This is a genomic window from Exiguobacterium sp. FD-YE-25-4, assembly GCF_057004685.1.
On the sequence record NZ_CM168041.1, the window covers coordinates 1066704 to 1079746 of the forward strand.

Here is a 13043-nt window from a genome sequence, read left to right on the forward strand (position 1 = left end):
ACGAGAGACAGAAGTTTGGGGACGGCGACCCGAAAACTCTGTCGTAAACGCTTACATAATCTAGACGAAACTCGCTTATACTAAACGTGTAGGAGGCCACTACCATGTTATTGAATGAAAAGAGCAAGCGAATCCTGAGCGTCATCATGCACGAACAACGAGTGACGATTGAATCGCTCGAGCTGATGCTCCCGTATTCACGACGGACCATCGAGTATGAGCTGGAGCGGATTCAAGAATGGTTGGTCGATTGTGGACTGCCAGACATGCACACGGACGGGGCGACGATTCAATTGACGCTCACTCCCGAGCTGACGGAGCGGTTTGAACAAGCAGGATTGATTTGGGCTGAAGAAGAGCGCGAATTGCTGATCGTGTTCTTCACATTGGTCAACCGAGAGTTTTTATCGGCGTTTCATTTTCAACAACTCCTTGACGTCTCCAAATTCACGGTGCAAGAAAGTTTGAACGGTGTGAAGAAAAGCGCGGCGCATTTCGGTCTCGATTTCGCCTATACCCGGAAGTCGGGGTATCACGTAAACGGACATCCACAAACAATCGCCTTGTATTTATATCGGACGATTGAACGTCTCGTCACCCGTTCGACGAAGGAGCGTCTTGTCAGTGCCGTGCTCGCGGATTGGGAGATGGAATATGAAGAGCTGCTTCACCAACTCGAAACGTACGAGACGGTTCGACAGTTCCGCTTGGTCGAGAGCCATCGAGAAAAACTCGCCTACTTCCTCTTGTTCGGAAGCCGAATGGCGTTGCCTACGTCCACCGACGAAGAAGATCACGTCATGGCGGAGAACACGGACGACGCGCTCCGGCACCACTTCAGTCAAATGCCTCATCTCTGGGTGACGCTCGATATGCTGATCAAGAGCGGACCGAAAGTCGAGGAAGAGATGGATGAGGCGACACAACACGAATTGGCTAGCGTCATGATGGATGTGATCGAACGGTTCGAACTTCTCAGTTGCACGTTCATCATCGAGCGGGAAGCACTGTGCGAGAAACTCGTGCTTCATTCGAAAGCGACGATGCAACGCGTCTACACCGGGCTCGAAGCACCCGAAGAGCTCGAACGTTATGTTATGAAAGAACACAAAGTGTTGAACGTTCTCGTAGAGCGATCACTCGAGCCGTTCCGGCAACGTCTCGGCAAAGCCGTTCCGGCGACGGAAGTCATGTATTATACGCTCCATTTTGCTGCGCATCTCCATCAACAAGGACAGCACCTCGATGAGCAGATGAAAGCCATCGTCGTCTGTCCGAGCGGGATTAGCGTCTCGCACATGCTCGACCATATTTTGAAGAATCAATTTCCTGAGATCGTCTTTTTACCACCGATCTCGCAGCGGGACGTCGAGCAGTACGCGCCGCTCGTCGACTTGATTTTCACGACCGTCCCGTTGCCGCGAACGATTCATGAGTTGGCGAATGTGACACTTGTCCCAGCGTTGCCGACACGGCTTGAACAAATCCAGTTGAAGCGTCAAATCGAGCAACGATTTTTAAAACGGGGCGAGCACGTCACAGTTCAACTCGACGACGTGTTGCAAGTCGTAAAAAAACATGCGACCGTCACGAACGAACGGCAACTGCGCCAAGATTTGCGGGCGTTGCTGTATGCAGACACGACTCAAACTGTACACCAGGGGGGACAGCCGGTGCTAAATGAACTGATCACGCGAGAAAATATTCAAGTGCTAGACAAAGTCGAGGATTGGCAAGCGGCCATCCGTCTAGCGGCCAAGCCGCTCGAAGCGAACGAATCGATTGTGAGGAGTTATATCGACACGATGATTGACAACGTAGAAGAACACGGACCGTATATCGTCCTCATGCCTGACGTGGCCATTCCGCACGCCCGACCCGAGGACGGGGTCCGAAAGCTCGGCATGAGCGTATTGAAAGTGGGAGACCCGGTCGTCTTCCCCGAAAACAAATCGGTCCGGCTCTTCTTTGTACTTGCGGCCATCGACCAGACGACACATTTGAAGGCGCTCGCCCAACTGACGGAATTGCTCGGCAACGAGGCCGATTTGGCGACGTTGTTGTCCGCCCAGACGAGTGACGACATGTTACCAGTCATCAACAAATATTCAGAGGAGGAACAATCATGAAAAAAATCTTAGTTGTATGTGGAAACGGGCTCGGTTCAAGTTTCATCATGGAGTTGAATGTGAAGAAGGCGCTTGATCAAATGGGTGCCGAGGCAGAAGTGTCGCACACGGATATCGCGACGGCACGTACGGAACCGGCCGATATTTATCTGGGGGCCAAAGACATCATCGGTACGCTCGATGACGGGACGCGTGAAATCGTGGCTCTTGAGAACGTCATGGACATTGAAGGGATCAAGGCGCAACTAGAAGGTAAACTGTAAACGACTTCGGGGGTCGGAAGGGGGAACAATGAATGCTTGATTTAATTATGCGAGACATACTAGGGACACCTGCCATCTTGGTCGGTCTGTTCGCTTTGATTGGTCTTGTGCTTCAAAAGAAAGATGTGGCATCGGTCGTCTCTGGGACGTTGAAGACGATCATGGGCTTCGTCATTATCGGGGCCGGGGCCGGGGTCATCATCGCGGCACTTGATATATTCGGGCAGATGTTCGACGAGGCGTTCAGTATTCGCGGGGTTATCCCGAATAACGAAGCGATCGTCGCGGTCGCTCAAGACGCGTTCGGCGTCGAGACGGCGATGATCATGGTGTTCGGGATGGTCATGAACATCGTGCTCGCCCGATTCACACCGTTCAAATATATTTTTCTGACGGGTCACCACACGTTGTTCATGGCGAGTTTGCTCGCCGCGATTTTGTCGGTGTCAGGCCTTGAAGGAGTCGTCCTCGTCGCGGTCGGTTCGCTGTTGCTCGGGTTATGTATGGTGCTCTTCCCGGCGCTCTTGCAACCGTTCGTCCGTCAAATCACAGGCTCGGACGACTTCGCGATCGGACATTTCGGTTCGCTCGGGTATTTCGTCTCGGGTACGATCGGCAAGTATGCCGGTAACAAAGAACACTCGACGGAACACATTCAAGTACCGAAGCAGCTCGGATTCCTACGTGACACATCGGTCGCCGTCTCGTTGACGATGACGCTCTTGTTTGTTGTCGTGGCCATCTTCGCGGGTCCCGGTTTTGTCGAGAGTGAGCTATCAGGCGGTTCGAACTATATCGTCTTCTCGATCATTCAAGCGATTACGTTCGCGGCCGGCGTGTATATCGTCCTCGCCGGGGTTCGGATGTTGATCGCCGAGATCGTACCGGCGTTCAAAGGGATTGCCGACAAGATGGTGCCGAACGCAAAACCTGCGCTTGACTGTCCGACCGTATTCCCGTTCGCTCCGAACGCGGTCATCATCGGTTTCTTGGTCAGCTTTGCGGCCGGGTTGATTTCGATGTTCTTCCTCCCGCTGTTCGGGCTCGCGATCATCGTCCCGGGATTGGTCCCGCACTTCTTCACGGGAGCGACGGCAGGCGTGTTCGGCAACGCGACGGGAGGGCGCCGCGGGGCAATTTTAGGTGCCTTCGCGAACGGCGTGCTCATCAGCTTCCTGCCGGCACTGCTCCTACCGTTGCTCGGGAACCTCGGCTTTGAGAGCACGACGTTCGGAGACTCAGACTTCGCGCTCGTCGGGATTCTCATCAGCTGGTTCGTCTCATTGTTCACATGAAGTTGAATCCAAACGAAAGACCACGTCCGTTCGGACGTGGTCTTTCTACTGTTTTAGGCGTTAGAAGCCAACTTGATTTTTTGTCGTTTTAACTTGTGTAATAACCAGGCATGTAACACTTCACAAGAATGGTGAGGAAGGGTCAGTTCAACGAGCGGGTGTGACTGACCGAATATAGTGAAGCGCGAATGGTCCTCGTCGAGCATCGATACTTGAATATCGGTCGCTTCTTGAAGCGAAATCCGTTGCTCGCCGGCTACTGCATCTTTTAGTTTCAGCATTTTTCCATTCGTCGCAAACTTGGTGAACGAAGACATTCCCTGTACTTTCAGTTGTTCCATCTCGTGTATCTATCCATCCGCATGATGAATAGATTTTCACCTCGCTTTCTCTATATTGCCTTCCATTCCTCCAGAAGGTTATTCCTAGTATACCGTCCTCGCGATAAAAGAAAAGACTTAATTTAACGAAAAATTAAGACAATTTGTTATCAATTTTTAAAAATAGTGTCACAGGCGCATCGCTAAGGGATTTAAGGTGTAATCCGTATGGGCGGGATAACAAAAAAGAACCTGATGGGATCAGGTTCGACAAAGATTCATGCAGGGATGAACTCAAAAGCGTTCGATCTCCCACGTGCGCCGGCGATACGTCAATTGTCCCTTCAACGCAATCGATTCCTTCTTCGCGTCAAAGTCTTCCTCGAGGACGGACATGTCCTCGTATCGGCCCGCGACATAGAAGGCGATCGACACTTGGCGATTGAATAGACTCCGTTTCGTATGGTCAAAATCGATGATCAGGCCTTGTGGTGACAACGCCAAAATTTCATCGATGACCGGGAGGGGGATGGGGACAAAACTGATGTTACGGATGTCCCGATCGAGTTTGCTTTGCAAGACACTTTGGAGAAACTGGCTAATCGTCGACCAGTCTCTGATGTAGAGGCTGCTGTGACGGTCGTTCGACTCGTTGAAGAAAGCGATCTCGTTTTGAATCGAGTTGAGGAACGGCCCCTTCAAACCTCGTTCCATGTGGCTGAGGAACAAAATCTCGGCGATTTCATGGTCTGATAACGATTCGAGCAGGTGGTAGTCGGGAAAGTCGATAGCAGTGAAGCTTGTTTGATTGTTTAAGTATTTCGTCGAGAACGTCGACAGTTCGTGCGCCTCGATATAGCGAAACCGGGTCCGGGATGACTGTCTCATCCCTTTTATGTCCGTGCGACAGATGATCATCGGGCGAGCGAGTGATAGCGCCTCGGTGACATCGCTCAGCGTCACGCCGTGAAGTGTAAAACGTTGCAGTTCTCGGTCTTGTTTAATATAGAACAACTGTTTTGACATGTTTATCCCCTCAGTTCAAAGTCACTATAGTTTGATTTTAGCAAATCCCTATCGAGTGCGCCATGTTTGAGCGGTTCGGGAGGATTGAGATGATGGTTTTTTTGGGAAAATGGTTATAATTGAGGAAAAGAAGCAGAAAGGCGGATTCCATATGTGGGGGTTGAAAAAAAGTTTTCCTGAACTCATAACGAGTCGGTTCATCTTAAGAGAACTCGAACCCCGTGACGCGAGGGCGCTCTATGTGATTCTCTCGACCGAGGAAGTGATGCGCTATTACGGGTCTGACCCTTTATTGGCCGTATATGAGGCGAAGAACGTTATCGCTTATTTCAAAGACCAGTTTCAACAAGGCAAAGCGATCCGCTGGGCGATCTGCGACCGTGAGACGAACGAACTGGTCGGGACCATCGGCTTTCATAACTGGACGCCCCAATACTTTCGTGCCGAGATCGGCTTTGAGGTTGCGCCGAACCACTGGCGTCGCGGCGTCGCGCATGAGGCGGCATCGGCCGTCATCCGGCACGGGTTCGACGAGTTCAAGTTTCATCGCATCTCGGCGCTCGTCGCCCCGGAAAACGAAGGGTCGAACCGGTTGGTGCAGAAGCTTGGATTCACGGAAGAGGGGCTACTTCATGATTATGCCTATAGTCATGGCCGTTTCATGGACTTGACGATGTATCGTCTCTTGAAAGAGGAATGGAATGAGAGGGAGGAAAGATGATGAGACAACTTGTGCTGTTACACGGTTTATGTGGGTCACCTGACTATTTTGAGGAACTTATCCCGTTGCTTGATGCGGAAGTATATGCGCTGACGCTGCCAGGTCATGCTGGAACCGAAGCAGGACCTGAGACGATGGACCAGTTCGCGGATTGGGTGGTCGCCGAGATGCGGCTCCGAGAACTCGACCGGCCGATCGTGCTCGGCCATTCATTCGGCGGCTACATCACGACAAACCTCGTCCGCCGTTATCCGACCGAGTTGTCGGGATTCGGTTTGATCCACTCGACGGCAGCGGCTGACCCGGAAGAAGCAAAAGCCAAACGCAATCAAGCGATCGAACGAGTAATGGAAGAAGGGGTCCATCCGTTCATCGATACGATGATTCCCGGCGTGTTTGCGGCTGATTCCGACACTAGCTTGATTGAACGCGCGAAACAAATCGGGTATGAGATGTCGAAGGAAGGGGTCATGTCTGCCCAGCTCGCGATCCGCGATCGGGCCGACGAAACGGAGACCGTGCGTGAAACGGGATTGCCCGGACTATTCCTCTATGGGGACAAGGATCCGAACATGGGCGCGGATCGTGCTTTCTTAGGCGCAGAACATCACACGAAACAAACCGTCCCAAGCAGCCATATGGGGATGATGGAGGAGCCTGAATTAGAAGCGCGACTCATCAACGATTGGCTTAAGGAGGTGCGACATGTCTAAATTCAAACTTGTCGCCGTGTCAGGGAGTCTTCGGAAAGCGTCGTTCAATACGGCGTTGCTCCACTCGATTATCGAGCTCGGCCGTGACCGCTTCGATGTCGAAATCGCTTCGATTGAGATGCCGCTCTATAACGACGACTTGATTGACCCGGATGAACCCGAAGTCGTGCGCGACTTCAAACGAGCTGTGCGTGAGGCGGACGGTCTGCTCGTCGTCACCCCGGAATATAACCACAGCATCCCGGGTGTGTTGAAGAACGCGATCGATTGGCTGTCGCTCGAACCAGGCACGCCGCTCCGTGAGAAACCGGTCATGATTGCCGGGGCGTCTCCAGGGATGCTCGGGACGGCGCGATGTCAAATTCATCTCCGTCAAGTATTTGCCACAAATCGTGCTAACGTTTTACCAGGAAATGAAATCTTTATCACGCATTGTAAAGAAAAGATTGATGATACTGGATTGCATGATGAAAAGTCGCGGCAACAAATCGACCGAGTATTATCGGAGTATTACAATTGGATTGAATTTTGGAAGCGTCAAGCAAAAAATTAACTTGAAGTCGCCCTGATTGTTTGATAGAAATAAATTGTGAAAACAAACACAAAGGGAGCGACAGCAAAAATGGAAACGTATATTGAACTGTACAATGGCGGCGAGTTAGAGGACCGGGCAGTCATCAATGACGGGATGACGTTCGGCCGGGTCACGATTGTGGAATTATTCTATCAGACGGGCCATATTTTCGGATACGTGAAGGCCGATGGAGAGAAACGTTTCTTCCTCGAGCCGGTCGCCGGGGACGATACGTTCATCGTCGAAGGGGATCGTTATTCGCTCCAACAGTTCATCGCCCTATTTTGATGTTCACGACGCAAGCGACTCGCTTGCGTTTTTTTGTCGTTTTCGTCACGATTGAAGGTGAGGTGATGAGGATGAAACTAGTAGCAATTGAACCAACTCCAAGTCCAAATAACTTGAAGATTATCGTGGAGCCGTCTTTCACTGGCCGAGGCGTCACGTATGACAAGGCGAGCCGTGACATGCCTCCGATTATCGAGGACATCGTGGGGTTGCGAGGGGTCAAGTCGGTCTATGCGGTTTCCGACTTCCTCGCCGTCGAACGCCATCCAAAACATGATTGGCACGACGTTATGAACGAGATTCGTCGCGCGTTCGGGGAAGACGTCCCGGAAGTCGAGGCAAACCAGATGGCGGCGGACTATGAACCGGTCCACGTATCGGTCCAGTTCGTACTCGACGTCCCGATGCAGTTAAAACTCGTCAAAGGTGACACCGAAAAACGTGTCGGTCTGTCGAAGCGGTTCGTCGACGCGGCGCTCGACGTGCAAGCACAAGTGAAAAACGTCATTCAAGACCGGCGTTGGGTCGAGCAAGCTCCGCGTTACGGAGAGCTCGAGGACGTGAGCGTCGTCGCGCAAGAAGAACTCGAGGCGGCTTATCCCGAAGAACGGGTCGCGCGCATCGTCGCCCGTGCGTTCGGCCGGGAAGCCGACTATGAAGCGAATGCGAACCAGTTGCAATCAGACGATTGGAAAGCGCGATTGGCGTTCTTGGACGAACTCGAGATCGTCCCGGACAACATGGTGTACTTCCGCCGTGCGCTCGAGGATAAAGTGATGGCGATCCGTCGACAAGCGGTCGTCATGATCGGCATGTTCGAAGAGAACCGCGAAGAGTACGTCACGTATATCGAACAGGCGCTCGTGGACTCGTCACCGATCGTCCGTCGTACGGCCGGCGATACGGTATCGGATTGGGCGTTGCCGCAGTCGCAGCCGTCGATGATCGAGGCGCTCAAAGATAAGAGCAAGCTTGTCCGTTGGCGGGCCGCCCGGTTCTTGTTCGATTGTGGAGATGAGCAAGCGGTGCCGGCATTGAAAATTGCCGAGGACGACCGCGAGTTCGAGGTTTCTCTTCAAGCTCGTCTCGCGAAAGAGCGAATCACGAGTGGAGAGACAGCGCTTGGGACGGTGTGGCAACAAATTTCGAATCGAACGAAGTAACAATCATTCGACAAACAAATATTTATTTTTTTTACAGTTACAGGGAAGAGAGACGAATCGTCATGCGATTCGTCTCTCTTTTCTCGTTTTGAATTTGATAATTCATCCAAATGACTAACAATCGATACCAGTTATTCGACAGTTGGGTAAACGGGTCTTTTGTCCTGTCGAACGATGGGACGTTTTTCCTTGCGAATCGTTGATACACTAAACATATCTTATACCAACAAAGGAGCCATACTCATGATGCTTTTTGCAGAAACCCCAGAACTCGTAGCCTATAAGGAAGTCGTCGATGGTATGATCACGGTCATCTTTGAGTCGATTCACAGTGAGACGTTCTCGATCTCTGCACAAGTTCGTTCCGACATCGACGTCGCCGACGCGTTGTTCATGACTGGTTGGCAACAGTACGTGGAAAACGTCCAAGTTTCATAATAAAGGTGAATAATATACGTAAACCCATTACAAACGTCTGCACGAACGTTTACACTAGTGCTATAGACGTTTTTTTTTATTTTTCAGAGGAGAGTGGGATACGTGAAGAAGACTTGGTTATTGGCCATCGTCACGGCGATGATATTGGTTGTGGCGGCGTGCAGCAAAGAAGAAGCGAACCCGAGCGATGTGGACGACACCGCGTCGACACCGCCTGCTTTATTGACGCTCGATACGGACGTGAGCTACGATGCCGAATCGAAACAACTGTCGACGACGGTGTCGATGACAAACCCGAACGAAGAGCCGGTTAAGGTAACGTTCAACTCGTCTCAACGTTTTCAAATGACGGTGATGAACGGTGATACGACCGTCTTCGATTACGGCAGTGAATATATGTTCACGGAATCGATTATCGAAGAGACGTGGGAACCAGGCGAGAAGAAAGTGTTCGATGAAGTGTTCCCGCTCACGCTCGAAGCCGGGGACTATACAGTCGATTTCGTCGGACTGGCCCAAGTCGACGGTGCACCTGAAATGGCGGTGACGGATCAACAGACGTTGACGGTCGAGGCGACCGAGGCACCGGCGGAAGAGGGGACGACCGAAGAACCGTCGGAAGAGCCGACGGAAGAGCCGAGCGATCAGCCGGCGCAAACGAACGGTGCATTCCGTGATGTGGTCATCAAGTTGAACGGCAACGCCATCGACGTGTCTGGCTACACCGACGTCGAAGAGTTTGAGTGGAGTGTGTCGGACGGTCATAACCTGTATGCGCAAGGCGCGAGAGAAGTGACGAGCGGCGGCTTTACATTCGGCGGCCTATTGGACGAAGAACCTCCGGCTGGCAAGTCACTCTTCTTAGAGATGACACCGGTCGGTGGCGACGTCGCCTCGTTCCGCATCCAATAAAAGAACGGCGGAAACTGAGGTTTCCGTCGTTTTTTTTCGGGAATGAAACAAGTTGACGGCACCCCCAGATTGTCAGACAATTAGGCAAACCGATATCAGTTAGGGAGGAAGTTGAGTATGCAGCAACATATTATCGAATCGACACATGTCAAACCATCGATTAACCCGGCCGAAGAAATTCGTCTTCGGACCGATTTTTTAAAGGCTTATGTTAAACGGGCAGGGGCGAAAGGGCTCGTCCTTGGCATCTCGGGTGGACAGGACTCGACGCTCGCCGGTAAACTCTGTCAGCAGGCGATGGAAGAGTTGCGTCAAGAAACGGGCGCGGAGTACACGTTCTACGCCGTCCGTCTTCCATATGGGGAACAACATGACGAAGCGGATGCGAAGCGCGCCCTCGAATTCATCCGTCCGGACAAGACGTTCACGGTCAACGTGAAGCCGGCCGTCGACGCCTCGGCTGAAGCGTTCGCACAAGCGACCGGTCTTGAACTCGGTGACTTCCATAAAGGGAACACGAAAGCACGCGAGCGGATGAAAGTTCAATACGATATCGCCGCCACGTTCGGCGCGCTCGTCGTCGGTACGGATCATGCGGCTGAATATGTGACCGGCTTTTACACGAAGCACGGCGATGGGGCTGCCGACTTGACGCCGCTCACCGGACTCAACAAACGCCAAGGCAAGGCGTTGCTCCATGAACTTGAGGCGCATGAGAGTTTAATCTATAAAGTGCCGACGGCTGACTTAGAAGATGACAAGCCGGGACTCCCGGACGAGGTCGCTCTCGGGATGACGTATGATCAGCTCGATGACTACTTAGAAGGCAAAGAGATCGACCCGGCCATCGCCGAGCGGATCGAGACGATCTTCAAGCGGTCGCGCCATAAGCACCATATGCCAGCCTCGCTCTACGACGAGTGGTGGCAGTAATCAAAAAGAACCAGCCTCTGGGTTGGTTCTTTTTGATGTAAAGTTTACGATCCGTTCCTTTTGGCGCCCATGCTTTCAGCAGGCAATCCCGAAGCCTCCTCGCGCCGATTCCGGCACTGCGGGGTCTTCGTCGGATTGCTTTCCTGCATGAGTCAGGGCGCCACGGGACGGATTGCGGAGGCTTTCATAGTATACAGGCCAATCGATGCCATGGCCGGCGCCCGAACTCTTAGGGGAGAGCGAGGCAAGGATGAGCCCGTAAAGCGCGATTTTGCGCTGCGGAGGCATTCGCATCGCTCTTGGAACGGAGGGTGCCAGCAAAGGAATGGCCATAAAAAAGAACCGAGCCATTGAACTGCCCCATAAAAGTTGGACATGAAAATCCAACTTTTATGGGGTGTTTTTTATGACCAAATATTCAAAGGCATTGAAAGTCCAAATCGCCCAGCGCTACTTCACGGGAAGGGACGGATTTGAAGTTTTGTCGCAGGAGTTCGGGATCTCGTATAGCCAGGTGCGTACCTGGTCGCATCTCTATGCGCGTTGGGGGGAGGAAATCTTCGATCCTTCCTATACAGTCCACTCGCCGGCGTTTAAACTGGAGGTACTAAACGACATGGCGACCAATGGGCTGTCCCACTTGGATGCGGCCCTGAAGTACCGCATCTCCTCCCCCGGAATGATCTCCAATTGGCGGTCCGCGTACGAACGGAAAGGAGTCGAGGGGCTGGTAGCCAAAGCGAAAGGACGTGCCCCGATGGCGAAACGTAAGAAAAAGAATCCCGATGAGATGACAGAAGTTGAGAAACTCAAGGAACGGGTCGAGTACCTCGAGATGGAGAACGCCGCGTTAAAAAAATTGAAAGCCTTGGTTCAAGAAGAGGATGCGCGACGAACCGGATCAAGGCCCAAGTGATCGACGAGCTACGGGCCACCTATCCTGTACCGGGGCTCCTCCAGGTGCTCGATATGGCTCGAAGCGTCTACTACTATTGGCGGACGCGCCTGACGGCCGATGACAAGTACGCGGACGTGAAGGAAGCGATCCAGGCCCTCTTCCACGAACACGAAGGACGTTGTGGCTATCGTCGCATCCATGCGCTCCTCGAGCGCCGAGGTTTCAGACACGACCCGAAGACCGTATTGCGTCTCATGGACGAGCTCGGTCTCAAGTGCCTCGTCCGCATGAAGAAATATCGGTCCTACAAGGGAGAGGTCGGAACAATCGCACCGAACCTCCTCGAACGGGATTTTAAGGCCACAGGCCTAAACCAGAAGTGGGTGACCGATGTCACCGAGTTCCATCTTTTCGGGGAGAAACTCTATCTCTCACCGATGATGGACCTGGCAAACCGGGAAATCATCGCCTATTCGATGTCAGACAGTCCTAGGTATCCGTTCGTCGGCGAGATGTTGGACCAAGCCATCGCAAGACTCGACGGCGATGGAAGGCCAATCCTCCATTCTGACCAGGGCTGGCAATACCAGTTCCGAGCGTTCACGGCGAAGCTGCGCGAACACGGCATCACCCAGAGTATGTCCCGAAAGGGCAACTGTCTCGACAACGCGGCCATCGAGAGTTTCTTCGCCGTGCTCAAGTCCGAGCTCCTTTATCTCAGGAAGTTCGAAGATATGACCCATTTCAAACAGGAGCTCGAGCGATACATCGAGTACTACAATCATCGTCGCATCAAGAAACGACTAAAAAACCTGAGCCCGGTGGAATACCGGACGCAGGTTCTAAAGGTCGCCTAACGAAACTATTTAGTGTCTAACTTTTTCGGTTCAGTTCACCATAGCCCGGTTCTTTTTTACGTACGATTCATTAGCGCTTCGAGCGTGTCGGCACGAATTGGATGAGCAAGATGAGCGTGAACGCGATCAAGCTGAGCAGCGGGATCGTGACAAACCCGAAGTAGTTCACCCAACGAATCAAACAGTCGTTACTGCAGAACGCGTCGCCGTTCGGGATGCGTTCGAGAACGACGTGATAGAGGGCGATCGCCCAACCCGCCCCGGCCATGAGACCGACGAACAATCTGTTCACGGAACGGTTCGAGAGGAGCACCGTCAAGTAATAGATGGCGAGCGGATACATAAATATGCGTTGGAACCAGCATAACTTGCATGGCACGTACAGCATGATTTCCGAGAAATAAAGACTGCCGAGCGTCGCGATGGTGGCGACAATAAAGGCAAAATGATGACGTTGCATCTGATTTCCTCCTGACGATTCAAAACTAATCGACAAACATGATATGATACAGT

The 13043-nt window shown here is 52.3% G+C and carries 16 protein-coding genes; 13 read left to right on the forward strand and 3 right to left on the reverse strand.

Annotated features, from left to right (window positions below; translation table 11 throughout):
* The first annotated feature begins 104 nt into the window (after positions 1–104).
* Genes AC13H5_RS05490 through AC13H5_RS05500 form a run of 3 tightly spaced genes read left to right on the forward strand, consistent with a single transcriptional unit; the run spans position 105 to position 3687 of the window.
* Positions 105–2129 carry a BglG family transcription antiterminator gene (locus AC13H5_RS05490; protein WP_483546447.1) on the forward strand — a complete coding sequence of 675 codons (2025 nt, stop codon included), beginning with the start codon at positions 105–107 and terminating at the stop codon, positions 2127–2129.
* Entirely contained in the window at positions 2126–2392 is a 267-nt protein-coding gene (locus tag AC13H5_RS05495; protein ID WP_034776979.1) for a PTS sugar transporter subunit IIB, read from the forward strand. Before AC13H5_RS05490 ends, AC13H5_RS05495 begins: the two co-directional genes overlap by 4 nt.
* Before the next feature lie 32 nt (positions 2393–2424).
* Positions 2425–3687 (forward strand): PTS ascorbate transporter subunit IIC, encoded by a 1263-nt coding sequence (locus tag AC13H5_RS05500; protein ID WP_214797064.1) that lies wholly within the window; start codon positions 2425–2427, stop codon positions 3685–3687.
* Positions 3688–3740: 53 nt separating this feature from the next.
* On the opposite strand, the gene AC13H5_RS05505 is transcribed toward AC13H5_RS05500, so the two are convergent.
* On the reverse strand, positions 3741–4028 hold the full coding sequence (locus AC13H5_RS05505) for an FHA domain-containing protein (protein WP_029595769.1): 288 nt from the start codon (positions 4026–4028) through the stop codon (positions 3741–3743).
* A gap of 273 nt (positions 4029–4301) precedes the next feature.
* Positions 4302–5033: a hypothetical protein gene (locus AC13H5_RS05510; RefSeq protein WP_034776983.1), complete on the reverse strand. Its 732-nt coding sequence runs from the start codon at positions 5031–5033 to the stop codon at positions 4302–4304.
* A 151-nt stretch (positions 5034–5184) separates the two neighbouring features.
* Between AC13H5_RS05510 and AC13H5_RS05515 the strand changes: the two genes are divergently transcribed.
* The 10 genes from AC13H5_RS05515 (at position 5185) to AC13H5_RS05560 (ending at position 12530) form a co-directional block, all read left to right on the forward strand.
* The gene (locus AC13H5_RS05515; RefSeq protein ID WP_034776985.1) at positions 5185–5754 is read left to right on the forward strand and encodes a GNAT family N-acetyltransferase; all 570 of its coding nucleotides are present in this window, start codon (positions 5185–5187) and stop codon (positions 5752–5754) included.
* Complete coding sequence (locus AC13H5_RS05520; RefSeq protein ID WP_404581865.1) at positions 5754–6467, forward strand: alpha/beta fold hydrolase; 714 nt, start codon at positions 5754–5756, stop codon at positions 6465–6467. Before AC13H5_RS05515 ends, AC13H5_RS05520 begins: the two co-directional genes overlap by 1 nt.
* On the forward strand, positions 6460–7020 hold the full coding sequence (locus AC13H5_RS05525) for an NADPH-dependent FMN reductase (protein WP_034776989.1): 561 nt from the start codon (positions 6460–6462) through the stop codon (positions 7018–7020). The genes AC13H5_RS05520 and AC13H5_RS05525 overlap by 8 nt, the downstream gene beginning before the upstream one ends.
* A 69-nt stretch (positions 7021–7089) precedes the next feature.
* Entirely contained in the window at positions 7090–7329 is a 240-nt protein-coding gene (locus AC13H5_RS05530) for a hypothetical protein (protein WP_034776991.1), read from the forward strand.
* Positions 7330–7400: 71 nt separating this feature from the next.
* Positions 7401–8492, forward strand: a complete 1092-nt coding sequence (locus AC13H5_RS05535; RefSeq protein WP_483546448.1) for a virulence factor — start codon at positions 7401–7403, stop codon at positions 8490–8492.
* Between the two features lie 243 nt (positions 8493–8735).
* Positions 8736–8930: a hypothetical protein gene (locus AC13H5_RS05540; RefSeq protein ID WP_021066980.1), complete on the forward strand. Its 195-nt coding sequence runs from the start codon at positions 8736–8738 to the stop codon at positions 8928–8930.
* A gap of 102 nt (positions 8931–9032) precedes the next feature.
* Positions 9033–9842, forward strand: a complete 810-nt coding sequence (locus tag AC13H5_RS05545) for a BsuPI-related putative proteinase inhibitor (protein ID WP_371743387.1) — start codon at positions 9033–9035, stop codon at positions 9840–9842.
* 117 nt (positions 9843–9959) lie between these two features.
* A complete protein-coding gene (gene nadE / locus AC13H5_RS05550) occupies positions 9960–10775 on the forward strand; it encodes an ammonia-dependent NAD(+) synthetase (protein ID WP_034776993.1) in 816 nt (271 codons plus the stop codon).
* A gap of 406 nt (positions 10776–11181) precedes the next feature.
* The gene (locus AC13H5_RS05555; protein WP_483546065.1) at positions 11182–11691 is read left to right on the forward strand and encodes a helix-turn-helix domain-containing protein; all 510 of its coding nucleotides are present in this window, start codon (positions 11182–11184) and stop codon (positions 11689–11691) included.
* Positions 11688–12530, forward strand: a complete 843-nt coding sequence (locus AC13H5_RS05560) for an IS3 family transposase (RefSeq protein WP_483546066.1) — start codon at positions 11688–11690, stop codon at positions 12528–12530. The genes AC13H5_RS05555 and AC13H5_RS05560 overlap by 4 nt, the downstream gene beginning before the upstream one ends.
* A 70-nt stretch (positions 12531–12600) precedes the next feature.
* Here the strand turns inward: AC13H5_RS05560 and AC13H5_RS05565 are convergent, their stop codons facing one another.
* Positions 12601–12990, reverse strand: a complete 390-nt coding sequence (locus AC13H5_RS05565; RefSeq protein WP_214797060.1) for a disulfide bond formation protein B — start codon at positions 12988–12990, stop codon at positions 12601–12603.
* Positions 12991–13043: the final 53 nt, after the last annotated feature.

What these genes read in the sequence shown, in the direction of transcription:
- AC13H5_RS05490 (WP_483546447.1), top strand. Translation starts at nt 105, where the DNA reads ATGTTATTGAATGAAAAGAGCAAGCGAATCCTGAGCGTCATCATGCAC.
- AC13H5_RS05495 (WP_034776979.1), top strand. Translation starts at nt 2,126, where the DNA reads ATGAAAAAAATCTTAGTTGTATGTGGAAACGGGCTCGGTTCAAGTTTC.
- AC13H5_RS05500 (WP_214797064.1), top strand. Translation starts at nt 2,425, where the DNA reads ATGCTTGATTTAATTATGCGAGACATACTAGGGACACCTGCCATCTTG.
- AC13H5_RS05505 (WP_029595769.1), bottom strand. Translation starts at nt 4,028, where the DNA reads ATGGAACAACTGAAAGTACAGGGAATGTCTTCGTTCACCAAGTTTGCG.
- AC13H5_RS05510 (WP_034776983.1), bottom strand. Translation starts at nt 5,033, where the DNA reads ATGTCAAAACAGTTGTTCTATATTAAACAAGACCGAGAACTGCAACGT.
- AC13H5_RS05515 (WP_034776985.1), top strand. Translation starts at nt 5,185, where the DNA reads ATGTGGGGGTTGAAAAAAAGTTTTCCTGAACTCATAACGAGTCGGTTC.
- AC13H5_RS05520 (WP_404581865.1), top strand. Translation starts at nt 5,754, where the DNA reads ATGAGACAACTTGTGCTGTTACACGGTTTATGTGGGTCACCTGACTAT.
- AC13H5_RS05525 (WP_034776989.1), top strand. Translation starts at nt 6,460, where the DNA reads ATGTCTAAATTCAAACTTGTCGCCGTGTCAGGGAGTCTTCGGAAAGCG.
- AC13H5_RS05530 (WP_034776991.1), top strand. Translation starts at nt 7,090, where the DNA reads ATGGAAACGTATATTGAACTGTACAATGGCGGCGAGTTAGAGGACCGG.
- AC13H5_RS05535 (WP_483546448.1), top strand. Translation starts at nt 7,401, where the DNA reads ATGAAACTAGTAGCAATTGAACCAACTCCAAGTCCAAATAACTTGAAG.
- AC13H5_RS05540 (WP_021066980.1), top strand. Translation starts at nt 8,736, where the DNA reads ATGATGCTTTTTGCAGAAACCCCAGAACTCGTAGCCTATAAGGAAGTC.
- nadE (WP_034776993.1), top strand. Translation starts at nt 9,960, where the DNA reads ATGCAGCAACATATTATCGAATCGACACATGTCAAACCATCGATTAAC.
- AC13H5_RS05555 (WP_483546065.1), top strand. Translation starts at nt 11,182, where the DNA reads ATGACCAAATATTCAAAGGCATTGAAAGTCCAAATCGCCCAGCGCTAC.
- AC13H5_RS05565 (WP_214797060.1), bottom strand. Translation starts at nt 12,990, where the DNA reads ATGCAACGTCATCATTTTGCCTTTATTGTCGCCACCATCGCGACGCTC.